This window comes from Thioalkalivibrio sp. ALE25 (genome assembly GCF_000377285.1).
GTDB lineage: Bacteria > Pseudomonadota > Gammaproteobacteria > Ectothiorhodospirales > Ectothiorhodospiraceae > Thioalkalivibrio.
This window is the reverse complement of sequence record NZ_KB897927.1, coordinates 171,099-196,746: the sequence shown is the minus strand read 5'-3', so window position 1 is coordinate 196,746 and position 25,648 is coordinate 171,099. Positions and strand designations below refer to the sequence as shown.

Here is a 25,648-nt window from a genome sequence, read left to right as displayed (position 1 = left end):
CTACCTTCCCCGCCTTGGGTTTTCCACGCAGGTGCAACCCGGGGCAACGCCCCACCGCTCTCCGGCCCGACCTGTTCGATTCTCCCCGAGACAAGGACCTCGTCATGAAAAAGACTCTGCTCACTGCCCTGCTGCCCCTGGCCCTGACCGCGACACCGGCGCTGGCCGTCGACGTCCCCGGCATGATCGCCAAGGCCAGCCCGCATTCGGCCTCCGAGACCCTGGATCGGCTGGAGAACGCGCTCGCAGCCAACGACGTCGGCGTCGCCCTGCGCTGGGACCATGCGGCAAAGGCCGACGGTGTGGACATCGACCTCGGTCCTACCGAACTCCTGCTGTTCGGCAACCCGGCACTGGGCAGCCACATGTTCACCAGCCAGCAGACCGCGGGCATCGACCTGCCGATGAAGGCGCTGGCCTGGACCGATGACGACGGCCAGACCTGGCTGGCCTACAACGACCCGGAATGGATGGCCGAACGCCACGGAATCGACGACCGGGACGACATCCTGGACACCATGAGCAATGCGCTGGACAACCTGACCAGCGCGGCCATCGCGGAGGACTGAGCCCTCCTCGGGGTCACATGCAACCAAGTGTCCCCGGCCGCTCGCAGCGGGCGGGTGATTCGCTATAGTGAGGCTTCCACCCGCACCGGGAGCCGACGTGGATCACCCGTCCCCTTCCAGCCAAACTACACCGCAAACCCGCGAGGCGCCCATCCTCGGCTGGCGCGAATGGGTCGGGCTCCCCGATCTCGGGATCCCCGCCATCAAGTGCAAGGTCGATACCGGCGCGCGCAGCTCTGCGCTCCACACCTTCCACATCGAGCCGTTCACCCGTGACGGTCACGAATGGGTACGCTTCGGCATTCACCCTCACCAGCACGACGCCACAACCGAGGTCTGGTGCGAGGCCCCGGTACTGGACATCCGCCGCGTCACCGACTCCGGCGGACACAGCGGCGATCGCTATTTCATCGCCACCCGCGTGCAACTGGGCCCGCTGCTGTTGCCCGTTGAGCTTTCCCTGACCAGCCGCGATACCATGCTCTTTCGCATGTTGCTTGGCCGCGAGGCCATGCGGGGTCGCTTCCTGGTCGATCCCCAGGCCTCGTTCATTGCCAGCCATCGTCCGTCCACCCCGACAGCCCAGCAGGCGCCTGAATGAAACTCGGCATCCTCTCGCGTAACAGCAAGCTCTACTCCACCCGACGCCTGGTCGAGGCCGCCGACCAGCGGGGCCACGAGGTCCGTGTGGTGGACCCGCTGCGCTGCTACATGAACATCACCGCGCACAACCCGCAGATCCACTACAAGGGTGACATCCTCGACCAGTTCAACGCGGTCATCCCGCGCATCGGGGCGTCCATCACGTTCTACGGCACCGCCGTGCTGCGCCAGTTCGAGATGATGAACGTCTATCCGCTGAACGAGTCCGTCGGCATCTCGCGCTCGCGCGACAAGCTGCGCAGCCTGCAGCTCCTGTCGCGCCGCGGTATCGGCCTGCCGGTCACCGGGTTTGCACACTCGCCGGACGACATCGACGACCTGCTGGCCACCGTGGGCGGCGCGCCCTGCGTGATCAAGCTGCTGGAAGGCACCCAGGGCCTTGGGGTGGTACTGGCCGAGACCAAGCAGGCGGCCGAGAGTGTCATCCAGGCCTTCATGGGCCTGAAGCAGCACATCCTGGTGCAGGAATACATCAAGGAAGCCAGGGGCTCGGACATCCGCTGCTTCGTGATCGGCGACAAGGTCGTCGCCGCCATGAAGCGCCAGGCGAAGGAAGGCGAGTTCCGCTCCAACCTGCACCGTGGCGGCAGCGCCACGCTGTGCCGCATTACCCCGGAAGAACGCGCCACCGCCGTGCGCGCGGCCAAGGTGATGGGGCTGAACGTCTGCGGTGTGGACCTGCTGCGCTCCAACCACGGCGCAGTGGTCATGGAGGTCAACTCGTCGCCCGGCCTGGAAGGCATCGAGAACGCCTCCGGCAAGGACGTGGCGGGCATGATCATCGACTTCATCGAGAAGAACGCCAAGCCCAACCGGACCAAGACCAAGGGCCGCGGCTAATGGCGACTCCGCGGGCCGTTCGCAACGACCCGATCACGATCGGCGGCATCACCGTCCGCCCGGGCGAACGCCGCACGGTGGAGCTGGAACTGGGGGCGCTGTACACCCACACACCCACCAACATGCCGGTTCAGGTCCTGTGCGGCCGGCGCAAGGGGCCGGTGCTGTTCGTCAGTGCCGCCATCCACGGCGACGAGATCAACGGCGTCGAGATCATCCGCCGCCTGCTCAAGGTGCCCGCCCTGCGGCGCATGAAGGGCACCCTGATCGCCGTGCCCGTGGTGAACATGCACGGCTTCATCAACCAGAGCCGCTACCTGCCCGACCGGCGCGACCTGAATCGCTGTTTTCCGGGATCACAGAAGGGCTCGCTGGGCGCCCGGGTCGCGCGGCTGTTCATGCGCGAGATCGTCCAGCGCTGCACGCACGGAATCGACCTCCATACCGGCGCCATCCACCGGTCCAACCTGCCACAGATCCGCGCCAACCTGGACCATACGGAAACCCGCGAGCTCGCCCGCGCCTTCGGCGCACCGGTAATCCTCAACTCCGCGCTGCGCGACGGCTCCCTGCGCGAGGCGGCCGCGGAACGCCAGATCCCGATCCTGCTCTACGAGGCCGGCGAGGCCTTGCGCTTCGACGAGCTCTCCATCCGCGGCGGGGTACACGGCATCATCGAGGTCATGCGCCACCTGGAGATGCTCCCGGCCGTGCGCCGGCGCCCGCGCAAGGAGCCCATCATGGCCCGCACCAGCGGCTGGGTCCGGGCGCCGCAAAGCGGCATCCTGCGGACCTTCGTGCGCCAGGGCGATCGCGTCGTCCGCGACCAGACCCGGCTGGCCATCGTCTCCGACCCCTTCGGCGAGACCGAGACCGAGATCCTCGCCCCCGCCTCCGGCATCATCATCGGCGAACTCAACCTGCCGCTGATCAACGAGGGCGACGCCCTGTTCCACATCGCCCAGTTCAACCGCACCGACCTGGCCGTGGAACGCCTCGAAAGCTTCCAGGAAAACCTGGAGGCGAGCGACTATCCCTACGCCGATCCGCCCCCGCGCGAAGGCCCCTGAGCCCGCACACCCGCCGGAAGGTGGTGTCAGTGGCCGATGTCCTCGTGCCACAGTTCGGGGTGGTTCTCGATAAACGACCGCATCAGTTCGCGGCAGCCCGGGTCCTGCACCACATCCACCTGAATGCCGTGCCCGCGCAGCCAGTCCTCCTCACCGAGAAAGGACTCATTCTCGCCAATGATCACGTGCGGAATACCGTAGAGAACGATGGCCCCGCTGCACATCGCGCAGGGCGACAGCGTCGTGTAGAGCGTGCACTCGCGGTATACCTGCGCGGGCTGTCGCCCGGCGTTCTCCAGCGCATCCATCTCGGCATGCAGGATGGCACTGCCCTGCTGCACGCGCCGGTTGTGTCCGCGCCCGATCACCTCGCCCCGGTGCACCAGCACCGAACCAATCGGGATCCCCGCCTCACCGAGGCCTTCGCGCGCCTCGTCCAGCGCCATCTCCAGAAACGGATCCATCGTCGTCATCCACTCGCCTCCGAGGCCACTCGTCCCGTGTACGGTTCCACCGCCCGAAGCCCGACTGCATGCGCCCTCGCGGGGCAGGGGAACCCGCTTCCTTATGCTTCGTTACGACCCTCGACACCCGCCGCCAGCACCCGGTTGCGGCCGGCCTGCTTGGCCCGGTAAAGCGCACGGTCGGCCTGCTGTACTGCGGCGTCAAACTGCCCCCGCCTGGGCAGTTCCGCAACCCCGGCACTGAACGACAGGGAGCGGGTCTCGCCGGCGAGGACGATGGGTGTCCGCGCGAATCCCTCCCGGATATCGTCCAGCAGCGCACGGGCACTGGAACCGGACGTGGACGTCAGCAGGATCAGGAACTCCTCGCCGCCCCAGCGACACAGGAGATCCCGACCCTTGCAGTGTCGCTGCAGATGATCCGCGACGGACCGAATCACCACATCGCCCGCATCGTGGCCACAGGCATCGTTGATCTGCTTGAAGTGATCCAGATCGAGAAGAGCAACGGCCGCCGGGAAGGCCTCGTCCTCCATGGTCCGCGTGGCCTCTTCCAGCCCCCGCCGATTCAACAGGCCGGTCAGCGGATCATGGCGGGCATCCACGCTGAGCTGATCATGTGTATCCGTGATCGCCCGGTAGGACCGTACACGCATCCACTCGGCAAGGATCGCCATCAGGCATAGTGCCGCCAGCCCGACCAGGATCCTGGGCTTGTGCACGGGATCGTATTCGTACACGGCCGGGAACGGGCCGTACAGGCCCAGCGCCATCACCCCCATCAGCAGGGTGCACAGCGCGAACGCCCCTCGAACCGTGCTGAAACCGGCCATGACCATGATCATGACCACCGGGAACGCAAAAAAGACGCCGGACCCCTCGACGCCTCCCGACAATGTCAGGTAGAGCGCCAGCACGAATGCCTGGCCCGCGAAGAAGTAGCTGACTTCGCGCGCATGGGCCTGTGTCAGGCGGTTGTACAACAGAAGGCTCAAGCACAAAACGGCGTTCAGCAACAGGATTGCCGCCAGCCCGTTACGTGCCTCCAGGAGCGAGAGGATGCCGAACACCACCAGGATGAGCGATCCGGCGCTGGCGAACAGTGCAACCAGCAGCCCCCGCCGGCTGGCCTCGATCTCCTCCGGTGTCTGACCGAAATGCATGATGCCCCCCGTGCGAGCCCCGCAAGGCGTCCCTGACCGCGTCGGTGTGTCGCTTGTAGCGAGAGCCAGATTGATTCAGACGCGCACTCCGACCCTCGGCTCGCTCAAGAAGCCGCCCGAGTACTCGCTATGCGCGATCCGTCCCCCAAACCCGGCCAGCAGTACCTGTAAGACGGGACGGAGGGGCCGAATCATCCGGGGTCATCCGGGCCGATGCAACCGGTCAGACGTGGGCGCTGAAGTCGCCGCGGCGGGGCTGGCCGAGGAGGTAGAGGAAATCCGCCTCGCGCAGGTGCACGAGGGATTCGTGGTCGCCGGCCTCGAGATACACGTCGCGCTGCTCCAGCAGGCTTTCGTCCACCAGGGTCTCCAGCCCGAAGGCCGGCCCCAGGGCGGGGATGGCGCCGCGTTCGCAGTCGGCAAACACGCGGGCCACCTCGTCCTCGGTGGCCAGGCCCACATGCTCGCCCAGCAGCCGGTGCAGGCGTCCCAGTTTCACCCGGCGCGTGGCCGGCACGATGGCCAGGCGGTACTGCCCGTCCTCCTCGACCAGCAGCACCGCCTTGGCCACGGCGTCACCCGGCACATGGGCCGCTTCGGCCGTGCGGCTGGCCGAGTCGGAGTGCGGATGGTGCACGATCTGGTAGGTCACCGCATGCTCGTCGAGAAAGTTGTTCAGGGTCCTGGAAATACTCATGGCGCGCCCTCCGGCAAGGCCTTAACCCGACTATAGACCCCACCGGCAACGCCGGCGGCTGCGCCCGACACCTGCGCCGGTACAATCGCACCCATGACCGCATTCTCCGTCCTCGACCTGGCCCCGATCACCGCCGATGGCGACGCCGGCCGGGCGCTGCACAACACCCTGGATCTGGCGCGCCACGCCGAGACGCTGGGCTTCCGGCGCTACTGGCTGGCGGAGCACCACAACATGCCCGGCATCGCGAGCGCCGCCACCGCCGTCGTGATCGGCCAGGTCGCGGCCGCCACCGAACAGATCCGGGTGGGTGCCGGCGGCATCATGCTGCCGAACCATGCACCCCTGGTGGTCGCCGAACAGTTCGGCACCCTGAACGCCCTGTACCCCGGCCGCATCGACCTGGGACTGGGCCGGGCACCCGGGACCGATCCGACCACGGCCCGCGCCCTGCGCCGCGCCCCGGACATCGACCCCGAGGAATTCCCCCGGGACGTCGCCGAGGTGCTCGGCTACCTGGACGATCCGCAGCCCGACCAGGTGATCCGCGCCATCCCCGGCGCCGGCCAGCAGGTGCCCGTCTGGATCCTGGGTTCCAGCCTGTTCGGCGCCCAGCTGGCGGCCCGCATGGGACTGCCCTACGCATTCGCCTCGCACTTCGCTCCCGGGCAACTGATGGACGCACTGGCGCTGTACCGGAATCAGTTCCGACCGTCCGCATGGCTGGACCGCCCCTACGCGATGCTCGGCTACAACGTGTACGCCGCCGACACCGACGACGCGGCCCGCACCCTGGCCAGCTCCATGGAACAGGCGTTCATCAGCCTGCGTCGCGGGCGCCCGGAACCGATCCAGCCCCCCGTCGAGGGCTACCGCGAGCGGCTCGACCGCGCCGAACGCGCGATCGTCGAGCAGACCATGGCCTGCTCCGCGATCGGCGCACCGGACACGGTGGAGACCGAGATCCGCCGGTTTCTCGAGCAGACCGGCGCTGACGAATTGATCGTCACCACCTCCACCTTCGATCACGCGGCGCGACGGCGCTCGCTGGAACTGACCGCGGCGGTACGCGACCGGCTCGCCGGGGACGCTCGCTGAGACGCGGTTCACCCGATTGGGACGAGTGCCCTATGCTTGGAACAGGGGCCGGCCAGGCCACGGGCATTCCGGACAAGGGGAACACATGCGGGTCAAGGTTCACGGCGTCACCATCGAATGCACCACCGGCGACATCGCCGCGCAACGCGACATGGATGCGGTGGTCAACGCCGCCAATGCCTGGCTGCGTCCGGGCGGTGGTGTGGCCGGAGCCATCCACCGTGCCGCCGGCCCGGGGCTGGAGCGTGAATGCCAGCCGCTGGCACCGATCGAACCGGGTCAGGCCGTTCTGACCGACGGCCACAACCTGCCCAACCGCTTCGTGATCCACTGCCTCGGGCCGGTCTACGGGCATGACGAGCCGGCCAGCCGACTGCTGGCCGACTGCTACCGCAATGCCCTGCTCCGGGCGGAAGAGGCCGGGGTCTACGGCATCGCCTTTCCGGCCTTGTCCACCGGGGCGTTCGGCTATCCCGTCGAGGAGGCCGCCCGGATCGCTCTGCAGACTGTCATTGGCGCCACCCCGCGTCTGGACGCCGTCGGCCACATCCGCTTCGTCCTGCACACCGAGGCCGATCTCGAGGTCCACGCGCAGATCCTGGAAGAGCTGACGGCATGACCGGCGCCGGGCACGCAACCGCCCCGTACACCCCTGGCCTGGCGCTGTTCACGGACCTCTACGAACTCACCATGCTTCAGGCCTACTACGAGGAGGACCTGCACGAACCCGCAGTCTTCAGCCTGTTCGTGCGCCGCCTGCCGCAGCGCCGCAACTATCTGCTGGCCTGCGGGCTGGACACCGTCCTGCAACAGCTCGAAGACCTGCGCTTCGAATTGTCGGATCTCGACTACCTGGCCGGCCTCGACCGCTTCTCCGACCGGTTCCTGCGCTGGCTGGAGACCTTTCGCTTCACCGGGACGGTGCGCGCCGTGCCCGAGGGCACCCCGGTGTTCGCCAACGAACCGATCCTGGAGGTCACCGCGCCGCTCCCCGAGGCCCAGCTGATCGAGACCCTGGTGATGAACCAGATCCACCTGCAGACGGTACAGGCGAGCAAGGCCGCCCGCCTGGTGACCGCGGCCGGGGAGCGGCAGGTCGTGGACTTCGGCGCCCGCCGCATGCACGGGCTGGACGCCGCCCTGAAGGGCGCGCGCGCCTTCCATATCGCCGGCGTCGCCAGCACGTCCAATGTCCTGGCGGGCAAGCGCTACGGTGTGCCGGTGAGCGGCACCATGGCCCACAGCTACATCCAGGCGCACGAGGACGAAGCCGAGGCCTTCGCCGCCTTTGCCCGCCTCTATCCGGACACGGTGCTGCTGGTGGACACCTACGACACCCTCGAAGGCGTGCGCCGGGTCATCCAGCTCGGCCATGAACGGGGCGAGGCCTTCCGCGTTCGGGCCATCCGCCTGGACTCCGGTGATCTCGAAACACTGGCCCGGCAGACCCGGGCGATGCTGGACGACGCCGGACTGCAGCAGGTCGGGATCTTCGCCAGCGGCGGGCTCGACGAACACGCGATCACCGACTTGCTGGCACGGGACACACCCATCGACGCCTTCGGCGTCGGCACCAGCATGGGCATCTCCACCGACGTGCCGGACCTGGATATCGCCTACAAGCTGGCCGAGTACGCCGGAGAAGGCCGCCTCAAGCTTTCCAGCGGCAAACCCATCCTGCCGGGCGCCAAGCAGATCTTCCGACGCCAGGAAGGCGGCCGGTTCGCGGGCGACATCATTGCCCGCCACGACGAAAGCCAGCCCGGGGAACCATTACTGCGGCCGGTGATGCACGGGGGTCAGCGCCTACCCGCGCATCCGCGCGATCTGGACACGCTGCGCGACCACGCGCGGGAACAGCAGGAACAACTGCCCCCCGCGATCCGCGCCATCGAGCCCGCGGAGACACCCTACCCCGTGTCCGTCAGCCCGGCGCTACAGGCACACCAGGATGCGGTCACCCGCGCCATACTCGCCCGCCACGCCACATCCGGCCAGCGGCAACACCAAGGGGGAGTCTCATGACGGACGATCCACGCTACCAGCTTCAGACCGGGGACGCCCTGCTGGTCGTCGACGTACAGAACGACTTCTGCCCCGGCGGGGCCCTGGCCATTGATCACGGCGACACCGTCATCCCGGTGCTCAACCGCTGGCTTGAGGCCGCGGACGCGCTGGGACTGCCGGTCTATGCCTCCCGCGACTGGCACCCGGCCGGACACCCGAGCTTCCGGGAACAGGGCGGCCCCTGGCCTCCACACTGTCTGCAGGACTCGCCCGGGGCTCGGTTCCATGCGGACCTCGCGCTGCCTGCCGGGGTCATCAAGGTCACGAAGGGAACACGCTTCGACCACGACCAGTACTCCGCGTTCGACCAGACCGGCCTGGCCGAGGAACTGCGAAAACGGGGCGTGACGCGGATCTGGCTGGGCGGGCTGGCCCTCGACGTCTGCGTGGCGGCAACAGCCGTGGACGCGCGCAACAACGGCTTTGACGTCCACCTGATCCCGCATGCCGCGCTGCCCGTTACGCCGGAGGGCGGCGCAGAGGCCCGAAGAAAGATGAAAGCCGTCGGCGTGGAGATCGCGGCGTATGCCTGAACCCAACAAGATGCCGGTCCAGCTGATCACCGTGGACGAGGTGGTCCGGGCGGCCGACGACCTGGCACACCAGGTCCTGGACAGCGGCTTCCAGCCGGACTGCATCGTGGCGATTGCCCGCGGCGGATTCATGCCGGCGCGTTTTCTCTGCGACTTCCTCCGCGTGCACAAGCTGCTGAGCCTGAAGGTCGAACACTACACCTCGGGTGCCCGCGCGAAACAGCCGGCCGCGGTCACCGTCCCGCTCGCCGGCGACGTGCGCGGCGAACGGGTCCTGCTGGTGGACGACGTCAACGACTCCGGGGACACCCTGGTGGCCGCCCGCCCCCACCTGGAGGGCTTCGGACCGGCCACGGTGCGCACCGCGGTGCTCCACGAAAAGGCCGGCACAAGCTGTCGCGCGGACTTCCGCAGTCAGTCCGTTCAGGAATGGCGCTGGATCCTCTACCCCTGGGCCGTCATCGAGGATGTCGGCCAGTTCGCCCGCGAGATGGACCCGGCCCCGACCAGCCCCTCCGATCTGCACGCCCGCCTGCAGCAGGACTACGGCCTCGCGCTGAGCACCGCCGAGCTGGATCGCGTAATCCGCTACAACCGGCTCGACTACTGAGTGCGCGCGCGAACGGGGCCGCAGCGCCGCCCGGCACCCGTCATCGCGCAGCCCCGCAGGGGCGGCGGCAATCGTTTGGAGAGGCCCCCGGATCCACCCGGCCACCGGGGCCAGCACGGAGATCGCCACAGCGCCGCGCGCCTCGCGATGACAGTGGGGTTCCTGCGCCGTGGCGCGCCCCGCAGCACAAGCCGCCGCCACCGAGTGCCCTTTCAGCACCTCGGGCTTGGCATCCCACGCCGCGCGACGGATCATACGCCCTGGCGTCCGCGCGGACGGACCCCCTGATCGCAACCCATCCAGCATCGAGACCGCCCATGTCGTATCTCAAGGATTTCCCCAGCCCGGAAGGCTACTTCGGCGAATTCGGCGGCGCGTTCCTGCCACCGGAACTGGAACCGCATTTCGCCGAGATCAATCACGCCTACCGCACCCTGGCGCGCTCGGGCGACTTCCTGAACGAGCTGCGCTACATCCGCAAGCACTATCAGGGTCGCCCGACGCCGGTGTACTACGCCCACAACCTGAGCCGCTCGGTAGGTGCGCATATCTACCTCAAGCGTGAGGATCTGAATCACTCCGGCGCGCACAAGCTGAACCACTGCATGGGCGAGGCGCTGCTCGCCAAGCACATGGGCAAGAAGAAGCTGATCGCCGAGACCGGCGCCGGACAGCACGGCGTGGCCCTGGCCACCGCGGCGGCCTACTTCGGCATGGAGTGCGAGATTCACATGGGCGAGATCGACATCGCCAAGGAGGCCCCCAACGTCACCCGCATGAAGCTGATGGGGGCCCAGGTGGTGCCCGTCTCCTTCGGCGGCCGCTCGCTGAAGGAGGCCGTGGATTCGGCCTTCCAGTCCTACCTGTCGCAGGCGGACGAGGCCCTGTTCGCGATCGGTTCCGTGGTCGGGCCGCACCCGTTCCCGCTGATGGTGCGCAATTTCCAGTCGGTGGTGGGCATCGAGGCGCGCGAACAGTACCTGGAGATGAGCGGTGGCGAGCTTCCGGACCACGTGGTCGCCTGCGTCGGCGGCGGTTCCAACGCCATGGGCATGTTCGCCGGCTTCATCGAGGACGAACAGGTGCAGCTGAACGGCGTGGAACCGCTGGGGCGCGGCACCAAGCTCGGCGAGCACTCCGCCACCATGACCTATGGCAAGCCGGGCATGATCCACGGCTTCAAGTGCATGCTGCTGGCCGACGAGGAAGGCAACCCGGCGCCGGTGCACTCGATCGCCTCCGGGCTGGACTATCCCGGCGTCGGCCCGGAACACTCCTACCTGAAGACCACCGAACGCGTCGCCTACCACGCAATCAACGACGACGAGACCCTGGACGCCTTCTACCAGCTATCGCGGACCGAAGGGATCATCCCGGCGCTGGAAAGCGCGCATGCCGTCGCCTGGGCCATGAAACACGGACGCGAGAACCCGGGCACGACCATCCTGGCCAACCTCTCCGGACGCGGCGACAAGGACATCGACTACGTCGCCCGCGAATTCGGCCACGGATAGCCCCTGCCACGCGGGGAACAAAATACCCGGGCGGGCACGCCCCGCCCCGGCCCGCCGGAACTTCACACCCGGTCCGGGCGGTCTCAGCCTTGCAGGCATGCGCAAAAGGGAGGGCACGCGAATGGCGGGCGGATGGGCAAAGGACGGAGCGGAGCAGGAGCAGATCGACCACACGGTGGAGGATGCCCTGCAGCGCGTGCGCAGCGAACTCCCGGCCGACGAAAGCCTGCTCGAATGCGAGGAATGCGGCGCGCGGATTCCCGAGGGACGGCGCCAGGCCCTGCCGGGCGTGCGCCTGTGCATCACCTGCCAGGAGGCGCAGGACGCCGAGCACCACGCGACCAGCCCCTACAACCGCCGCGCCTCCAAGGACAGCCAGCTGCGCTGAGGCCCCTAGGTGTGGAGTCTCACAAGGTTGTCCTCAGGTAGACCGAGGACGCTGATGGGTGGCTGCTTGTTCAGGCTACCGTGTGGGCGGTGCCAGTTGTAGTCGTGGATCCATCGGGGCAGATGGCGTTTGCGCTCCTCTGGACGTGGCGTAGGTGAAGGCATAGGCCCACTCGCGCAGGGCGGTCTGGATAAAGCGCTCGGCCTTGCCATTGGTTCGCGGCGTGTAGGGCCGGGTGCGGCGATGGCGGATGCCCAGTCGGCGGCAGGCCTGGCTGAACGCCCGGGCGTGGTAGCAGGGTCCTTTGTCGGTCAGGACCCGTCGGATGGTGATCCCCAGGGTGGCGTAGTAGCGCACGGCCGCCTCCAGGTGCGCGATCGCATCCTGGGCCCGCTCGGCGGGATGGATCTCGCTGTAGGCGATGCGCGAGCGGTCGTCGATGGCCACATGCACGTACTCGTAGCCCGCTCCGATGGAGTCCTTGGCGCGGACGCCGGTCACGCGGTGGCCCGGGTGACGGAAGCGCGCCAGCTTCTTGATGTCGAGGTGGAGCAGATCGCCGGGGTGTTCGTGTTCGTAGCGCCGGGGTGGCTCGGCCGGCTCCAGTGCGCTCAGGCGGTTCAGGCCCTCGCGCCGCAGGATGCGGCTGACGCTGGCCCTCGAGATCCTTGTGAAGGTCGCGATGCGATCCATGGTCCAGCGCTGGCGCCGCAAGGCGACCACCTGCCGTTGGATCCGTCGGGGGGTTCGCCGCGGCTGGCTCCGCGGCCGGGACGAACGGTCCACAAGTCCGGAACGGCCGGCCTCCTGGAACCGCTGGACCCAGCGCTGCACGGTCTTCGGATCCACGTCAAAGGCGCGGGCCGCTGCACGAAGGCTCAGGCCGTGATCCACGACCAGGCGAGCCATCCGCTCTCGACCGCGGGGACCCATTAAGGCATTTTGATGAAGGTTCACGGGGCGTCCTCCTTGGGAATGGCTCAGTCCGCAAACTCAGCATCCTTCGGAGTCGTCCCGTGGACAACCTATTGAGAGATCACACCTAGAGGTATTTCATCCGCGCCCGCAGGGCATCCGGGTCGGATACGACGTCCTGCAGGCTGGCGCCGTCGTCGCGGCTCCCCACCACCAGGCCCTTGCCCGACACCGGGATCACGTTGTCGATCTGGAAACGCCCGGTCGTCCCCCGCAGGAAGCACTCCTCGTCGAAGAACAGGCGGTCACCATCGGGACCGATCTCGTCGGACTCGAGCGTATCGAAACCGATCAGCCGCGCGATATCCTCACGCCCTTCCACCTCCACCACCTCGATCGTCTGCTTCTCCGGGTCGATCAGCAAGGCCTTCATGCACATCTCCTCTCTACCATGGATTGAGTTCTACCGTACCGGCTGGGGCCGCACGGGGCCACCGCATCGGGCCGCTGTCTGCCCCTATACTCGCAGGAGGTGCCCCGACGGAGGCTGACCATGACCCATACGGCCTATATCTCGCACCCCGACTGCCTGCTGCACGATCCAGGCCCGACCCACCCGGAGCGCCCCGGCCGCCTGCACGCGATCCGCAATGCCCTGCTCGACGAGGGCCTGCTGGAAGGCCTGATCCTGCTGGACGCGCCCCCGGCCACCGACGCGCAACTCGAGCGGGTCCACAGCCCGGCGCATGTCGCACGCATACGGGCCAGCGCCCCGGCTCCCGGGCAGCAGACGATGCTGGACGCGGACACCGTCATGAGCAAAGGCTCGCTGACGGCCGCCCTGCACGCGGCCGGGGCCGGAGTCGCGGGCGTGCGGGCCGTGATGGAGGGGGAGGCCGACCATGTCTTCTGCGCCGTCCGCCCGCCCGGCCATCACGCCGAACGCGAGCGGGCCATGGGCTTTTGTCTGTTCAACAACATCGCGGTGGCGGCCGCCCACGCGCTGGCGCGCTACGGCCTCGCGCGCGTGGCGATCGCGGACTTCGACGTCCACCACGGGAACGGGACCGAGGACATCTTCCGGGAGGACCCCCGGGTGCTCTACTGCTCTTCCTTCCAGCACCCGTTCTACCCGGGCACACCGCTGGCCGAACGCGATCACCTGATCCACACGCCCCTGGCCGCCGGCACCGACGGCGCAAACTTTCGCGCCGCGATCGAACGCGACTGGCTGCCCGCTCTGGATCGCTTTCAGCCGGAGCTGGTGCTGGTCTCGGCCGGGTTCGACGGCCACCGGGACGACCACCTGGCCAGCCTGCACCTGGCGGAAGACGACTTCGCCTGGATTTCGCGTGCCCTGGTCGATGTCGCCGCGCGCCACGCTGGCGGGCGCCTGGTCTCCATGCTGGAGGGTGGATACGACTTCTCGTCGCTCGGGCGCAGCGCGGCGGCCCATGTCCGCGCCCTCTGCGAGCTGTCGCGCCGCTGAGGCGCCGGGCCCCTCCCTCACGCCGGTAAAACGCATTCTGGACCGGCCCTTTGCATTTTTGTGGTGCAGTGTCTTTACTCGACAGGGTTGCGACGGGCCGACATTCGGCCAAGGCAACATGCCAGAAAAAAGCCAAGGAGGAGACGGTGAGCGAGAATCCGCAGGACCTGGAAAAACAGAAAGAGGCCCTGGAAGCCGAATACGACACCGACCACGAGATTGGCGAGCAGAACATCAACCCGCTGGGGCTGGACCTGCACAACCCGGTCTTCGTGGTCAGCGCATTCCTGATCGTCGTATTCGTCATCCTGTCCCTGATCTTTCCGGAACAGGCCAACGAACACCTCGACGCCACGCGCCAGTGGATCGGCCGCACCTTCGACTGGCTGTTCCTGTCGGCCGGCAACATCTTCGTTCTGTTCTGTCTGGCCCTGATCCTGCTGCCGATCGGGCGCATCCGCATTGGCGGCCAGGACGCCAAGCCGGAGTTCTCCGTGATCTCCTGGTTCTCCATGCTGTTTGCCGCCGGCATGGGTATCGGCCTGATGTTCTGGAGCGTGGCCGAACCTGTTGGTTACTTCACCGAATGGTTCGGCACACCCCTGGGCATCGAAGGCGGGACCGAGGAATCCCGCCAGGCGGCGCTGGGCGCAACCATGTATCACTGGGGCCTGCATCCCTGGGCGATCTACGCGGTGGTCGGCCTGGCGCTCGCGTTCTTCGCCTACAACAAGGGCCTTCCGCTGACCATCCGTTCGGCCTTCTATCCCCTCCTCGGCGAGCGCGTCTGGGGGCCAATCGGTCACGTGATCGATACCCTGGCCGTACTGGCCACCATGTTCGGCCTGGCCACCTCGCTGGGCTTGGGGGCACAGCAGGCCGCCTCGGGAATGGAATTCCTGTTCGGCATCGACTCGGGCCTGAATACGCAGGTCGCCATCATCATCGGCGTGACCATCATCGCCCTGCTGTCGATCATGCGCGGCATCCATGGCGGCGTGAAGGTCCTGAGCAACATCAACCTGCTGTTCGCCGCGCTGCTGCTGCTGTTCGTGATGGTGGCCGGAGGGGTTCTGGCGTTCCTGTCCAGCGTCGGCACTACGGTCGGCGGCTACGTGCAGTACATCCTGCCGCTCAGCAACCCGGTCGGGCGCGAGGACGAAACCTTCTACCACGCCTGGACGATCTTCTTCTGGGCCTGGTGGATCTCCTGGTCGCCGTTCGTCGGCATGTTCATCGCGCGCGTCTCCCGCGGGCGCACCGTGCGCCAGTTCGTCACCGCCGTCTTGCTGGTGCCGACCCTGGTCACGGTGATCTGGATGAGCGCCTTCGGCGGCTCCGGCCTGGACCAGGCACGCGAGGGGATCGGCGCCCTGGCCGACGGCATCTCCGACTCGTCACTGGCGCTGTTCCAGATGCTGGAACACCTGCCGTTCACGGCGATCACCTCGTTCCTGGCCATCGCCCTGGTGCTGGTGTTCTTCATCACCTCGTCGGATTCCGGTTCGCTGGTGATCGATTCCATCACCTCGGGCGGCAAGACCGATGCCCCGCAGTCCCAGCGCCTGTTCTGGGCCACCACCGAGGGCGTGGTCGCCGGTGTCCTGCTGGCGGTTGGCGGGGCCGCGGCCCTCAACGCCCTGCAGGCCGGGGCGGTCAGTACCGGCCTGCCATTCGTCATCGTGCTGCTGCTGATGTGCATCAGCCTGATGAAGGGGCTGTTCCACGAACTGGCCCTGATCCGCATCGAGGAAGCCAAGACCTGACGACCGCCACGGGCCATCCAGGGCCTTCACTCCACCCCGCGCCCGCCCGTCCGGCGGCGCGGGTTTTTTTCGTGCGGGACAACCGCCCCCGGGATCGGGCATCCTCTCGCGAATGAATCCGTCCACCCTGCCATGAGCCTGCGTAAGGCCATCGCGCGGCACCCATTGCTGGCCGGCCTGGTCTTTCAGGCCGCGCTGATCCCGCTCGCCCTGATCCTGGCCCGCGTTGCCGGGATCCCGCTGGCCGAGCGGATCGAGTGGAGCCTGGACGCCGCCGCCCTGGGCGCCCTCGCCGTCCTGCCCATGCTGATCCTGCTGGGCGCGCTCGCCATCAGTGGCTGGGAGCCCTATCGTGCCCTGGCCGATCAGGTGCGGGATTTTGTGCACCAGCTCTTTCGGCACGCCCTGCCCGGTGCCGTGCTGCTGATCTCCATCCTCGCGGGCGTGGGCGAGGAACTGCTGGTGCGGGGTGTGCTGCAGGGGTGGCTGACCGAACGCTGGTCCGCCGAGTGGGCCATCGTCGCCGCCGCGGTGGTCTTTGGACTGGCCCATTCGATCAGCCGCCTGTATTTCGTGTTCGCCACGATGATCGGGCTGTACCTCGGGGTCCTGTACCACCTCACCGGCAACCTGCTGGTGGTCATCGTCACCCACGCCCTGTACGACTGGATCGTGATCCACCTGTACCTGCGTTCACGATCGACAGGATAGGCAGCGAACGCATCAGGCCAGCGCTGTCAATCGCGCGTCCGCAACATCTGCTCCATGAAGTATCCCAGGCGGGCCGGCCGGCCGAGGTAGAACCCCTGCACCAGATCACAGTCCAGGGCCCGCAGACGGGTCAGCGTGTCCTCGTCCTCGACCCCTTCGGCCACGACCGTCAGGCCCAGTTTGTGTCCAAGGCCGACCATGGACTCCACGATGCGCTGATGCGGGGGACTGGCGCTGAGTTCGTGGACAAAGGTCATGTCGATCTTGAGTTCGTCCAGGGGCATGCGCAGCAGCCGCTCCATGGATGAATAGCCGATGCCGAAGTCGTCCATGGAGAGGCGCAGCCCGAGCCCCTTCATGCTGTGCAGGGCGTCGCGCGCGGTGGCATCGTGGCTCTCCATCACCGCCGTCTCGGTCAGTTCGATCGTGACCTGCTCGGGTGGCACGCCCCAGAGGTCCAGCGACTGGGCCACCAGGTCCACCACCTCCGGCTCCTGCAGATCATCCGCGGAAAAGTTCACCGACACCCCGACGCCCAGCCCGGCCTGGCGGTATTCGGCGCACTGGCGCAACGCGGTGTTGAAGACCCAGTGGGTCAGGCGCGGCATCAGATCGGTCCCCTCCGCCGCGCGCACCATGGTGTCCGGCCGGATCGCGCCATATTCCGGGTGATCCCAGCGCAGCAGGGCCTCGGCCGATTCCACCCGCCCCGAAGCCAGGGCGATCTGCGGCTGATACTCGAGGTGCAGGGCTCCCTCCTCGATCGCATCGCCCAGCTGCGACCACAGGTCGACACCCTCCAGCATCGTCTCGGCTGCGTCGGGGGCATGCAGGCGCAGGCGGACCCGTTCACGCCGAGCCTTGCGCATCGCCGCACAGGCCTGGGCCAGCAGGGTCGGCGGGGCTACGGCGCGCCCGCCCCGGGACAGGGCCAGTCCGACCCGCGGCCACAGGAGCACCTCGCGCTCGCCGCAGGGAAAAGGCTCGCCCAGCACCCGCAGCATCTTGTGGCCCGCCAGCTCGGCGAATCCGCTGCCGTCCACATGGGGCAGCATGCAGGCGAGCTGGTGGCGCCCCGTCATCCCGACGAACCCGCCCGGCAAGGCGGTCGCCAGAGCCTCGCCGGCCTGGCGCAGCAACCGGTCCGTCACGTCATAACCCAGGGCGGCATCAATATCGCCCAAGCCCTCCAGATCGACCACGGCCAGGGCCGGCGAACGCGCACCGCAACCCGCCTGCAGGCGTTCGAGAAAGGCTGGATAGTCCGATAGATTCGACAACATCGCTGGGCTCCGGCATTGCGCCCGCGCGGCGCCTCCAGGAAAAGACTGAATCCGTTCGGTCCGGCCGTGTGCCACGAACGCTGTAGCGGACCAGGAACCACTCACCTGGCACAGGGACGCCGGCCGCCGCTTGTAACCAAACCGGACATTTTTTCAGTCTTTTCTAGAGATAATAGCGTGCAGGATCGACTCCGTAGGCCCCGGCCGGCAAATCGCGCACGATCTGCCGTTGCGCACCCTCGGATTCCGGGTCCGTCGACCCTAGGTCGAGTTCCAGCGGATCGGGGTAAGGCTGACGCTGCGGATCCAGGATGCGCATGACCCGAGGCATGAAGCGCTGGGTCCGCCGGTGGCTCAGGACGATGGCGACCTCGCCGCTGTCCAGCTCCACAAGACTGCCCACCGGGAACAGCCCCACGCAGTGCGTGAACTGGTCGACCAGCGCCGAGTTCAATCCCCAGCGGCCATGCTCGCGCAGTTCCTTGAGCGCCTCGAAGGGCGTTCCCGCCAGGCGCCGATCCGCCAGCAGTTCCTCGTAGGAGTCCACGATCGCCGCCATCCGCGCGCAGGCGCTGATCTCGTTGGCCACCAGCCCCCGCGGATAGCCGCGACCGTCCTCGCGCTCGTGATGCTGAAGGACGATATCGCGGACCTTATCGGGGATGCCGTGGGAGCGCTGCAGGATCTGCTCGCCGTACTCCACGTGCCGCTGCATCTCGCGGCGCTCGTTGGGGGACAGCCGCTTTCCCCGCTCCAGCAAGGCCGGGGACAACTGCATCTTGCCCACATCCATCAACAGCCCGCCCAGCCCCAGGATCGACAGCTCGCCACGGTCCAGTCCCAGGTGCCGTCCCAGTGCCAGCAGATGCACGGACACCCGCAGGGAATGGTCGTACAGGACATCGCCGGAATCGCGCAGTCGGGCCAGCAACAACAGAGCATCGGGATTGCGCTCCACGCTCTCGCGCAGCGCCTCCGAGGCCTCCCGCGCCGCCGCGACGCGCACCCCGGGATTGCGCTCCATCTCGGTCCGGATGCGATCGAGAATGGTACCGGCCGTGGCCCAGGCCTCGCTTGCGGCCGGGAGTTCCTCGTCCACGCTGCACTGATCGCGGTAGACGGTCATTCCCCGAAACTGGGCCGCCTCGGCGCGACCGGGAACGGCTACGGTCAGCGCCGCTTCGCGGGTGGCGGGCGCAAGTCGGGTCAGCGACTCCGGGGCACTCTTCTCCCGGTCCACGAACACGTGGCGACAATGGCGGGCCAGCTCGTCGATGTCCTCCTGCGAGCGGATCAGAATGCCCTCGACCCAGTACGGCGTATCCCGCCACGGGCGGTCGAGCTGGCTTACGTACATGCCAACCCGCAACTCCGCGACGGGAATCTCCTGTTGTATCAATCCCCAGGACATGCCAGGAACACTCCGCTTGCCATCCGGCGCTCTCGTAACTCACACCTTCAGTATTGTTTTCTACACTACCCAGACGCCCCGCCCCAGGCCAGCCCGTTAGTGCGCCGGCCGTGAATCGCTAACGCTCGGCGCCCCGAACCCGTGCACACATCACGATTTTGCGGGACGATGGACCCGCAGCGACGACGATCCCACGCCGGAGTGCCTCATGCCAGCCGACCAGGACACCCTCCTTGGCTCCCCCCGCCAGCCGCTCAAGGCCTCCGGCAAATGGACCGGGATGGCCGGGCTGTCGATCGTGCAGCGAGAGCAGCTCGCCGAGATGGTCGTGCCCCGGGTGATCGAACACCTGGAGCGCTGCCTGGCGACGGCCCGCGACGAATGGGAAGCCGGACGCACCTGGGGCAATGTGACGGGCAATCCCCTGTTGTGGGCGAATGACTTCCGCATGTTCGAGAAGCGCGTGACCCGGGACTTCCAGGACGCCCTGATGGAGGACTTCCGCAGCCACGACTACCCCCCGCAGTACGAGTTCTCGGGGGTCGCGTTCGCGGATCAGGACGACGGTCTCAGCATCCTCGACGACTACCAGTCCACGCGGCGGTCGCTGCGGCACAAGCTGGAAGGCTCGATGCGCGAGAACAACCGCTACTCGCACTACGTGTTCACCCAGGCGGCGCGCGAAAAGAACCGCTTCGAGCATCCCAACTGGGCCCCCTGGTCACCGCTGCACTGGTACGAGCGCCTGATCGAGATTGGCGAGCTGTACTTCGGCAAGACCGAGATGACCCTGGACCTGATGCGCTCCTACCTGGACTGCATGCAGAAGACCGCGGCCCCCACCCTGGCCTTCGTGGTCGAGGCGATCGAACACTGCGGGCTGATCACCGAGACACCGGCCGCCCCCGAGTCCAGCGAAACCCTTCGCCGCAACGCCTCATGGAAACGCCTCGCCGGCGCACGCGATACCGACGCCTCCGCGGAACCGGACGCCGACCCCGCCACGACGACCTCCGGGTGGCGGCCCTCCACGCGCAAGGCCGAGGCCGACGAACCCGCGCGCATGCCCGACACCGAGGCCGACCCGGCCCAGTGGGCCGCCTGGGCCTCGAACATGGTGCGGTCCCCGGTGTTTCGCCCAGTCGAAGGCCATGGCGGCGGGCAAGCGGCGGGCTCCGCGGGCTCCGGCAACGCGGCCCCGATGACGGCCTTCGTCATGCCCTCCGATCAGCCGGACCCGCGCGCCTCGCTGATGCCGTTCATCCACGACCTGCTGCAGGGGCTGTTCGACCACATCTTCCGCGAGGTGGGGTTCAACCCGGCCGTGCGCGCCGAGATCGGCGAGATGCAGTACCCGCTGGCCACCGCCGTCATCCGGGATCTCGGCTTTTTCCGCGACCGCTCGCACCCCTTGCGCCTGTGGATCGGGAGCCTGATCAACGTCGCCATACGCATCAATCCGGAGTCGGAGCCCGACGGCGAGGATGTGGAACGCTACCTGGGCTGCATCCGGCGTTCCATCGAATACTTGCGCAACCGGGCCGACCGCCTCGACCGCGACAGCGCCGAGGTGCTGATGAACCAGTTCCTCGAGAGCGTGGAGAACGAGGACGCCCTCTGGCATGCCCGCCAGATCACCCAGATCGACCTGCCCAACGCCGAGGAATGGGCCGAGCAGGCCCGGCGCAACCTGGCGCTGGCCGCGCTGGAGACCGGGGCCGATCTCCCGGAGACCGCGGCCGAGGAGATCTTCCAGTCCTGGGAGACCGTGCTGGCCGTGGAGCACGACGCCGGCGAGGCCGGGGAGGCCCTGCATCGCGTGCTGCGCCAGGTCGTGCGCCACATCTGCAACATGGCCACCGCCGCCGAGGTGAATCCGCTGGTGGCCGAGGCGAAGGAACACGCCCGCGCCGCGGGCCTGGGAGACGACCGCATCCGCGACCTGGTGCAGCACCTGGGCAAGGCCCACCTCTACCGCCTGCGGGCGCCGGAGGACGCCGAGCGCTTCGACCCGCGGGCACGGCTGCAGACACGCGAATCCGTGCGCTATGAGGACGACGACCCAACCCTGGATCAGGACCGCGACGACGACCACGTCTTCGCCGCGATCGGGCTCGACATCGGGGACTGGTTCGAATTCTGCGACGACGCCGGCGAGAACCCGCGGCGCCTGGCCCTGATCTGGCGCGGCGACACGACGCGGCGCTTCTTCTTCCTGTCCCTCGACGGCGTGCACGCCCGCCGCCACAGCCTGCAGGGCGTGGCCCAGGAGCTGCGCCAGGGCCGCATGCGCGCGCTGCCGGAGGACAACCCGCTGGACGCCATTATCGAGGCCCCGGGGGGCTGAGCCCCCGCGCAGCCGGATCGGTCAGTCGCGCGCCTGGCGGATCGCCAGGGCCAGCTGGTTGCGCACCGCCTTCAGCGCCCGCAACACGCTCGGGTCCAGCGAAACGCCTTCCGGCAATTCCAGGTAGAGCAATCCCACACACCGATCCCGCACCGCCAGGGGCAGCAACAGGAAGCTGCGCGCATCCAGGGCCTGCCGGAACTCGTCGGGGATATGGCGGCTGATCGATGCCTCGTGGCTGTCGCTGATGACCAGATCCTTCTGCTGCTCCAGGGCGAGGGACAGGATGTCGCCCTTGCCCGCTACGCTCAGGCGCAAGCGACCGGACAGGGTCTCCGCGTCCTGACCAAACGCGGTATGGGCCACCAGGACCCGGTGCTCGCGGTCCGCCAGCATCAGCATGACCCGGCGCAGGCCCAGCGCCTGATACAGAGTCTCGAGCGTCGTCTGGACCAGCGCGTTCAGGTCGAACTCGCCGACCATGCTGTCCAGCATGTCGGTCAGGGCCTCCATCAGCGCCGCGGCCTGAACGGCGGGCTCCTGCCCGGCCCGCGGGAGCGCATCCCCGGCTCCCGGCTCGGGTTCCAGCGCCTCCGCTTCGCCGTCATCAATGCGTACCCCCAGGTTCGCCTTCAGGCGGTTCAGCGGTTCCCGACCTTCCGGCGGCAGCTTGACCACCGCCAGGAAGTGATCCATATGCTCGCGTCCCGAGCGGATCGCCCGCTGCATGCCGCGCGCATCCACGCCCAGGGCATGTTCATAGCGCCGGCGCAGATCGGTCAGCAAAGCCCCCTGCTGGTCGCGCTCGGCGCGGGTGATGCACTGGCCCATCTCGGAGGCCAGGGTCACGATGCGATGCAGGCGCTGATCGGCATCCCGGGCCGCCGGCAGGATGCCGGACGGAGCGCGCTCTACCGATGCCACCAGCTCGCGCGGGAAATTCCAGTCCTCCAGTACGCTGCGCGCCAGCGCCTCGTAGGAGATCCCCAGCACCTGGCGGGCGGCACTGTCCTCCCCCGTGCCCTGACCCACACGGATGCGGATCTCGTCCGCTTCCTCGGGCAGGTAGTACAGCACCAGCATGCGCCCGATATCGTGGAACAGCGCGCAGACGAAGGCCTGCTCGCTCTCCACCCCGCCAACCTGCTCCGCCAGATCGCGCGCCAGCATAGCGCTGAACAGCGTGCCGACCAGGGCCTCCATCAGGCGACCGGAATGCCGGCCGCCCTTGAGGTTTTCGAACAGCACCAGCCCGAGCGCGGCCGTGCGCACCTGCTCGAAACCAAGCAGCACGATCGCGCGCGACACCGTCCGGATATTGCCGCCGAAGTTGCTGTAAAAGGGCGAGTTGGCCAGTCGCAGCAGCTTCTGGGTGGTGGCGTAATCCTTCAGCACCGCGTTCGACAGCTCCGCCACCGAACGCTTCATGGTGTCATCGGAACACTGGGTAATCTCGCGGATGTGGCTGGAGATCCCGGGAAAATCCGGCTTGCGCCGGATCTTGCGCAGGATGAAATCCTGCGACCCGGCGTCCTGCGAGCCTTCCCCCTCCAGGGCCGCCACCAGTGCCTCGCGAAACTCTCGGGCCGAGGCAAAGCGTTCCGCCGGATCGGGGCGGGTCGCCCGCAGGATCAGGGCATCGAAGCGCTCGTCGCCATTACCGGTACGACCGGATGGTGGCTCCAGCCCCGCCGCCAGCATCGACTGCCGGATCGCCTCCGGATCCTCGCCTCCAAAGGCGCGTTCACCCGTCAGCATCTCGAAGAACAGGGCCCCCAGCGAGAAGACGTCAGAGCGTTCGCTGGCCGCTTCGCCTGCCAGCTGTTCCGGGGCCAGGTAGTAGGGGGTGTCCGGCAGGTGGCTCTCGCCACGGGCCGCGGCGTCGGGCAGCGCCATGCCCAGCCCGGTGATGCGTGCATGCCCCTCGGGGTTCACGGTCACGTTGGCCGGCTGCAGGGTCCCGTGCAGGATGCCCTGCTCATGGGCCGCCGCCGCGGCGTCCAGCAGCTCGCGCATCAGGGCCAGGCCACGATCAATCGGCAGCGCGCCCCCGGCCAGGATCCGGTCCAGGGTCTCGCCCTCGACGTACTCGAACACCAGGTAGACGCCCTGGGGGTAGCTCCCCGCCTCGAAGATCGGCGCAATATTCGGATGCCGGAAGCGGCTCAGGCGACGCGCGTCCGCGAGCAGGGCCTGACGGGTGAGGTCGTCGGCGCCCGCCTGGGTCAGCGTGCGAATCGCGACCTGCCGATCCAGTACCGGATCGTGCGCCACGTAGAGCCCGTCGCGGGTACTGGCACCCAGCGTCCGCAGAATGCGGAAGCGTTCAATCTCGGGAACCGCCATGTGCTCAGCCATCCGCCCGAACCCCGACCGCACCCCACCCCTGTCCAGGGCGCCTGCTCGCGCCCGGCATGCTCGGATCCATCCGTATCTCTCCCTAATTTACAGCGGGCCGGCCCCATCCCGGCCCTGCGCCGATATTCCGCGGAGGATTGCCCCGCTCAATCGGCCGGGTCGCGCGCGTGTTCCTTCAGGATATCCAGCGGGATCACCGCCAGGGTCTCCTCGTGCGTGGCGCGCAGAAACACCCCGGGCGCCGCCCCCGCCCGGTAGGCCTCCAGCCAGCGCGCGGCACACAGGCACCAGCGATCCCCTGCCTCCAGGCCGGGGAAGCCGAACTCCGGTACCGGTGTCATCAGATCATTCCCCTGCGCCAGGGAAAAATCCAGGAACTCGCGCGTGACCTCGGCACACACGGTGTGCATGCCCTGGTCGTCATAGCCCGTGGCGCAACGGCCGTCGCGATAAAAGCCGGTCACCGGGTCCCGGCCGCAGGGCTCGAGCGCCCCGCCAAACACATTCTTGGAGGGAAAAGGCTGCATGGAAAACTCCCCGTTCATGGTCCCTACAGCATAACGGACACCCCCCCGCCCCATGCGAGCGACTACTCGGCCCGCGGGAATTCAGTCGGCATCGGGCCAGCCCCATTCCACCAGGTGGTTCCGCAGATTCTCGGGCCGATAGTCGGGATCCTGCTGGTACCGATCGAGGACGCTGGGATGCAGTTCCGTCGGATACCCCGGCTGGTGCAATGGACGCCGATGGCGGCGGCGCAGGCGATAGATGTGCCGCCGTGAACGATGCAGCGGGGCCAGCGGATCGGGCCGCAGGGCATCGACCAGGTGGGGCTCCACCTGCAGGCCGGCCGCCCGCGCCTGGTCGATCATCCATGCGAGCGGCGCCTCCGACGCCAGACGCCCATCGGTATCCGGGGCATAGCCACCCCCCACATCGGCATGCACCCCGCTGAACCAGACCTGTTTGAGGTCCAGCCCCGGGCGCGGCTCCCACAGCGTCGGCTCGAAGTCGGCGCGGGTCTCGTCGATCGCCATCGCATGCCGCGCGACCCGCACGTTGGGGCCCAGCTTGGTGTCGTAGAACTCGTCGGTGCGGTCGAACAGCCCCAGCAGGGAGAACGGGATGCCCAGGGCGCCCACCGTATCCCAGACCCCGACAAAGCGGATCTCCCGCGAGGGGTGGGCATACGCCGCCCGGAACTCGCGCGAGGCCGACCCCTCCGGCGCATGGCTGGCCGCGGTCTTCTTGTAGTGACGGAAGGCCTGTTCGATCAGGCGCGCGTCCGGGCGCCTCAGGATCCCGCAGTTGTTGATCAGCCCGCACAGGCTGCGCACGGTGTAGGCACCGCGACTGAAGCCGAACAGAAAGATCTCGCTGCCGGGGTCGTAGTTCTGGACGATGTAGCGATAGGCATCCTGGATGTTCTTGTGGATGCCCCGCCCGGTCACGCCGCCCGTGACCTTCGCGTAGTACGCCCCGACACCCCAGTCGTAGAAGACCTGCTGGGGGTCACCGCTGGCGTCGGCGGGCGCGATGGCCCGCGCCAGACGCAGCACGTTGGTCGGCACGTCCGACTCGACGTCCTCCTCGGGGCGATTCCAGGTCCCGTCGGCGCAAATCACGATCCGTCGTGTCATCCGCCCGCCTCCCATCCTGTTCGTAATGACGACCGCAGCCGCCGTGGAGCCT

Annotated in this window: 24 protein-coding genes and 1 pseudogene; 15 read left to right on the top strand and 10 right to left on the bottom strand. The window is 67.9% G+C overall.

Annotated features, from left to right (window positions below; all coding sequences use genetic code 11):
* The first annotated feature begins 104 nt into the window (after nucleotides 1-104).
* The 4 genes from C996_RS0103800 (at nucleotide 105) to C996_RS0103785 (ending at nucleotide 3,142) form a co-directional block, all read left to right on the top strand.
* Nucleotides 105-569, top strand: a complete 465-nt coding sequence (locus C996_RS0103800) for a DUF302 domain-containing protein (protein ID WP_018866141.1) — start codon at nucleotides 105-107, stop codon at nucleotides 567-569.
* Nucleotides 570-666: 97 nt separating this feature from the next.
* Nucleotides 667-1,170: an ATP-dependent zinc protease gene (locus C996_RS0103795; RefSeq protein ID WP_018866140.1), complete on the top strand. Its 504-nt coding sequence runs from the start codon at nucleotides 667-669 to the stop codon at nucleotides 1,168-1,170.
* Complete coding sequence (rimK, locus tag C996_RS0103790; RefSeq protein WP_018866139.1) at nucleotides 1,167-2,072, top strand: 30S ribosomal protein S6--L-glutamate ligase; 906 nt, start codon at nucleotides 1,167-1,169, stop codon at nucleotides 2,070-2,072. The genes C996_RS0103795 and rimK overlap by 4 nt, the downstream gene beginning before the upstream one ends.
* Entirely contained in the window at nucleotides 2,072-3,142 is a 1,071-nt protein-coding gene (locus C996_RS0103785; RefSeq protein WP_018866138.1) for a succinylglutamate desuccinylase/aspartoacylase family protein, read from the top strand. The genes rimK and C996_RS0103785 overlap by 1 nt, the downstream gene beginning before the upstream one ends.
* A 26-nt stretch (nucleotides 3,143-3,168) precedes the next feature.
* Here the strand turns inward: C996_RS0103785 and C996_RS0103780 are convergent, their stop codons facing one another.
* The 3 genes from C996_RS0103780 to C996_RS0103765 form a co-directional block, all read right to left on the bottom strand.
* Entirely contained in the window at nucleotides 3,169-3,606 is a 438-nt protein-coding gene (locus tag C996_RS0103780; protein ID WP_018866137.1) for a nucleoside deaminase, read from the bottom strand.
* 101 nt (nucleotides 3,607-3,707) lie between these two features.
* The gene (locus C996_RS0103775) at nucleotides 3,708-4,769 is read right to left on the bottom strand and encodes a GGDEF domain-containing protein (protein WP_018866136.1); all 1,062 of its coding nucleotides are present in this window, start codon (nucleotides 4,767-4,769) and stop codon (nucleotides 3,708-3,710) included.
* A 223-nt stretch (nucleotides 4,770-4,992) separates the two neighbouring features.
* Nucleotides 4,993-5,466 (bottom strand): aminoacyl-tRNA deacylase, encoded by a 474-nt coding sequence (locus C996_RS0103765; protein WP_018866134.1) that lies wholly within the window; start codon nucleotides 5,464-5,466, stop codon nucleotides 4,993-4,995.
* Nucleotides 5,467-5,559: 93 nt separating this feature from the next.
* Between C996_RS0103765 and C996_RS0103760 the strand changes: the two genes are divergently transcribed.
* The 7 genes from C996_RS0103760 to C996_RS0103730 all read left to right on the top strand — a co-directional run bounded on the left by C996_RS0103760 (nucleotide 5,560) and on the right by C996_RS0103730 (nucleotide 11,676).
* Nucleotides 5,560-6,564: an LLM class flavin-dependent oxidoreductase gene (locus C996_RS0103760; protein WP_018866133.1), complete on the top strand. Its 1,005-nt coding sequence runs from the start codon at nucleotides 5,560-5,562 to the stop codon at nucleotides 6,562-6,564.
* 85 nt (nucleotides 6,565-6,649) lie between these two features.
* The gene (locus C996_RS0103755) at nucleotides 6,650-7,183 is read left to right on the top strand and encodes a macro domain-containing protein (RefSeq protein ID WP_018866132.1); all 534 of its coding nucleotides are present in this window, start codon (nucleotides 6,650-6,652) and stop codon (nucleotides 7,181-7,183) included.
* Nucleotides 7,180-8,589 (top strand): nicotinate phosphoribosyltransferase, encoded by a 1,410-nt coding sequence (locus C996_RS0103750; RefSeq protein ID WP_018866131.1) that lies wholly within the window; start codon nucleotides 7,180-7,182, stop codon nucleotides 8,587-8,589. The genes C996_RS0103755 and C996_RS0103750 overlap by 4 nt, the downstream gene beginning before the upstream one ends.
* Nucleotides 8,586-9,164, top strand: a complete 579-nt coding sequence (locus C996_RS0103745; RefSeq protein ID WP_018866130.1) for an isochorismatase family protein — start codon at nucleotides 8,586-8,588, stop codon at nucleotides 9,162-9,164. The genes C996_RS0103750 and C996_RS0103745 overlap by 4 nt, the downstream gene beginning before the upstream one ends.
* The gene (locus C996_RS0103740; RefSeq protein ID WP_026279190.1) at nucleotides 9,157-9,774 is read left to right on the top strand and encodes a phosphoribosyltransferase; all 618 of its coding nucleotides are present in this window, start codon (nucleotides 9,157-9,159) and stop codon (nucleotides 9,772-9,774) included. Before C996_RS0103745 ends, C996_RS0103740 begins: the two co-directional genes overlap by 8 nt.
* 317 nt (nucleotides 9,775-10,091) lie before the next feature.
* The gene (trpB, locus tag C996_RS0103735) at nucleotides 10,092-11,288 is read left to right on the top strand and encodes a tryptophan synthase subunit beta (protein ID WP_018866128.1); all 1,197 of its coding nucleotides are present in this window, start codon (nucleotides 10,092-10,094) and stop codon (nucleotides 11,286-11,288) included.
* A 121-nt stretch (nucleotides 11,289-11,409) separates the two neighbouring features.
* A complete protein-coding gene (locus C996_RS0103730; protein WP_018866127.1) occupies nucleotides 11,410-11,676 on the top strand; it encodes a DksA/TraR family C4-type zinc finger protein in 267 nt (88 codons plus the stop codon).
* Nucleotides 11,677-11,681: 5 nt separating this feature from the next.
* On the opposite strand, the pseudogene C996_RS13725 reads toward C996_RS0103730, so the two are convergent.
* Together C996_RS13725 and C996_RS0103720 are read right to left on the bottom strand one after the other, a co-directional pair.
* Nucleotides 11,682-12,633 (bottom strand): annotated as a pseudogene (locus tag C996_RS13725) (IS481 family transposase).
* A gap of 85 nt (nucleotides 12,634-12,718) precedes the next feature.
* Entirely contained in the window at nucleotides 12,719-13,024 is a 306-nt protein-coding gene (locus C996_RS0103720; RefSeq protein ID WP_018866126.1) for a hypothetical protein, read from the bottom strand.
* 120 nt (nucleotides 13,025-13,144) lie between these two features.
* Here C996_RS0103720 and C996_RS0103715 point away from each other — a divergent pair, with 120 nt between their 5' ends.
* The 3 genes from C996_RS0103715 (at nucleotide 13,145) to C996_RS0103705 (ending at nucleotide 16,557) form a co-directional block, all read left to right on the top strand.
* On the top strand, nucleotides 13,145-14,080 hold the full coding sequence (locus C996_RS0103715) for a histone deacetylase family protein (protein ID WP_018866125.1): 936 nt from the start codon (nucleotides 13,145-13,147) through the stop codon (nucleotides 14,078-14,080).
* Nucleotides 14,081-14,226: 146 nt separating this feature from the next.
* Nucleotides 14,227-15,846, top strand: coding sequence for a BCCT family transporter (locus tag C996_RS0103710; protein ID WP_018866124.1), 1,620 nt, complete (start codon nucleotides 14,227-14,229; stop codon nucleotides 15,844-15,846).
* Nucleotides 15,847-15,978: 132 nt separating this feature from the next.
* Nucleotides 15,979-16,557 (top strand): CPBP family intramembrane glutamic endopeptidase, encoded by a 579-nt coding sequence (locus C996_RS0103705; protein WP_018866123.1) that lies wholly within the window; start codon nucleotides 15,979-15,981, stop codon nucleotides 16,555-16,557.
* A gap of 26 nt (nucleotides 16,558-16,583) precedes the next feature.
* On the opposite strand, the gene C996_RS0103700 is transcribed toward C996_RS0103705, so the two are convergent.
* Nucleotides 16,584-17,840, bottom strand: a complete 1,257-nt coding sequence (locus tag C996_RS0103700) for a bifunctional diguanylate cyclase/phosphodiesterase (RefSeq protein ID WP_018866122.1) — start codon at nucleotides 17,838-17,840, stop codon at nucleotides 16,584-16,586.
* 163 nt (nucleotides 17,841-18,003) lie between these two features.
* The gene (locus C996_RS0103695) at nucleotides 18,004-19,251 is read right to left on the bottom strand and encodes an HD-GYP domain-containing protein (protein WP_051076892.1); all 1,248 of its coding nucleotides are present in this window, start codon (nucleotides 19,249-19,251) and stop codon (nucleotides 18,004-18,006) included.
* 208 nt (nucleotides 19,252-19,459) lie between these two features.
* Here C996_RS0103695 and C996_RS0103690 point away from each other — a divergent pair, with 208 nt between their 5' ends.
* Nucleotides 19,460-21,598, top strand: a complete 2,139-nt coding sequence (locus C996_RS0103690; RefSeq protein ID WP_018866120.1) for a DUF1631 family protein — start codon at nucleotides 19,460-19,462, stop codon at nucleotides 21,596-21,598.
* A gap of 21 nt (nucleotides 21,599-21,619) precedes the next feature.
* Here C996_RS0103690 and C996_RS0103685 read toward each other — a convergent pair whose 3' ends face one another.
* From C996_RS0103685 to C996_RS0103675, 3 genes are all read right to left on the bottom strand, one after another.
* Nucleotides 21,620-23,944 carry an HDOD domain-containing protein gene (locus C996_RS0103685; protein ID WP_018866119.1) on the bottom strand — a complete coding sequence of 775 codons (2,325 nt, stop codon included), beginning with the start codon at nucleotides 23,942-23,944 and terminating at the stop codon, nucleotides 21,620-21,622.
* A 158-nt stretch (nucleotides 23,945-24,102) separates the two neighbouring features.
* Nucleotides 24,103-24,483, bottom strand: a complete 381-nt coding sequence (locus C996_RS0103680; RefSeq protein WP_018866118.1) for a DUF2237 family protein — start codon at nucleotides 24,481-24,483, stop codon at nucleotides 24,103-24,105.
* Nucleotides 24,484-24,564: 81 nt separating this feature from the next.
* Nucleotides 24,565-25,596, bottom strand: a complete 1,032-nt coding sequence (locus C996_RS0103675; RefSeq protein WP_018866117.1) for a DUF2235 domain-containing protein — start codon at nucleotides 25,594-25,596, stop codon at nucleotides 24,565-24,567.
* Nucleotides 25,597-25,648: the final 52 nt, after the last annotated feature.

What these genes read in the sequence shown, in the direction of transcription:
- C996_RS0103800 (WP_018866141.1), top strand. Translation starts at nt 105, where the DNA reads ATGAAAAAGACTCTGCTCACTGCCCTGCTGCCCCTGGCCCTGACCGCG.
- C996_RS0103755 (WP_018866132.1), top strand. Translation starts at nt 6,650, where the DNA reads ATGCGGGTCAAGGTTCACGGCGTCACCATCGAATGCACCACCGGCGAC.
- C996_RS0103730 (WP_018866127.1), top strand. Translation starts at nt 11,410, where the DNA reads ATGGCGGGCGGATGGGCAAAGGACGGAGCGGAGCAGGAGCAGATCGAC.
- C996_RS0103760 (WP_018866133.1), top strand. Translation starts at nt 5,560, where the DNA reads ATGACCGCATTCTCCGTCCTCGACCTGGCCCCGATCACCGCCGATGGC.
- C996_RS0103740 (WP_026279190.1), top strand. Translation starts at nt 9,157, where the DNA reads ATGCCTGAACCCAACAAGATGCCGGTCCAGCTGATCACCGTGGACGAG.
- C996_RS0103675 (WP_018866117.1), bottom strand. Translation starts at nt 25,596, where the DNA reads ATGACACGACGGATCGTGATTTGCGCCGACGGGACCTGGAATCGCCCC.
- C996_RS0103700 (WP_018866122.1), bottom strand. Translation starts at nt 17,840, where the DNA reads ATGTTGTCGAATCTATCGGACTATCCAGCCTTTCTCGAACGCCTGCAG.
- C996_RS0103690 (WP_018866120.1), top strand. Translation starts at nt 19,460, where the DNA reads ATGCCAGCCGACCAGGACACCCTCCTTGGCTCCCCCCGCCAGCCGCTC.
- C996_RS0103715 (WP_018866125.1), top strand. Translation starts at nt 13,145, where the DNA reads ATGACCCATACGGCCTATATCTCGCACCCCGACTGCCTGCTGCACGAT.
- C996_RS0103780 (WP_018866137.1), bottom strand. Translation starts at nt 3,606, where the DNA reads ATGGATCCGTTTCTGGAGATGGCGCTGGACGAGGCGCGCGAAGGCCTC.
- C996_RS0103705 (WP_018866123.1), top strand. Translation starts at nt 15,979, where the DNA reads ATGAGCCTGCGTAAGGCCATCGCGCGGCACCCATTGCTGGCCGGCCTG.
- C996_RS0103685 (WP_018866119.1), bottom strand. Translation starts at nt 23,944, where the DNA reads ATGGCGGTTCCCGAGATTGAACGCTTCCGCATTCTGCGGACGCTGGGT.
- C996_RS0103695 (WP_051076892.1), bottom strand. Translation starts at nt 19,251, where the DNA reads ATGTCCTGGGGATTGATACAACAGGAGATTCCCGTCGCGGAGTTGCGG.
- C996_RS0103765 (WP_018866134.1), bottom strand. Translation starts at nt 5,466, where the DNA reads ATGAGTATTTCCAGGACCCTGAACAACTTTCTCGACGAGCATGCGGTG.
- C996_RS0103720 (WP_018866126.1), bottom strand. Translation starts at nt 13,024, where the DNA reads ATGAAGGCCTTGCTGATCGACCCGGAGAAGCAGACGATCGAGGTGGTG.
- C996_RS0103680 (WP_018866118.1), bottom strand. Translation starts at nt 24,483, where the DNA reads ATGCAGCCTTTTCCCTCCAAGAATGTGTTTGGCGGGGCGCTCGAGCCC.
- C996_RS0103775 (WP_018866136.1), bottom strand. Translation starts at nt 4,769, where the DNA reads ATGCATTTCGGTCAGACACCGGAGGAGATCGAGGCCAGCCGGCGGGGG.
- C996_RS0103750 (WP_018866131.1), top strand. Translation starts at nt 7,180, where the DNA reads ATGACCGGCGCCGGGCACGCAACCGCCCCGTACACCCCTGGCCTGGCG.
- rimK (WP_018866139.1), top strand. Translation starts at nt 1,167, where the DNA reads ATGAAACTCGGCATCCTCTCGCGTAACAGCAAGCTCTACTCCACCCGA.
- C996_RS0103745 (WP_018866130.1), top strand. Translation starts at nt 8,586, where the DNA reads ATGACGGACGATCCACGCTACCAGCTTCAGACCGGGGACGCCCTGCTG.
- trpB (WP_018866128.1), top strand. Translation starts at nt 10,092, where the DNA reads ATGTCGTATCTCAAGGATTTCCCCAGCCCGGAAGGCTACTTCGGCGAA.
- C996_RS0103785 (WP_018866138.1), top strand. Translation starts at nt 2,072, where the DNA reads ATGGCGACTCCGCGGGCCGTTCGCAACGACCCGATCACGATCGGCGGC.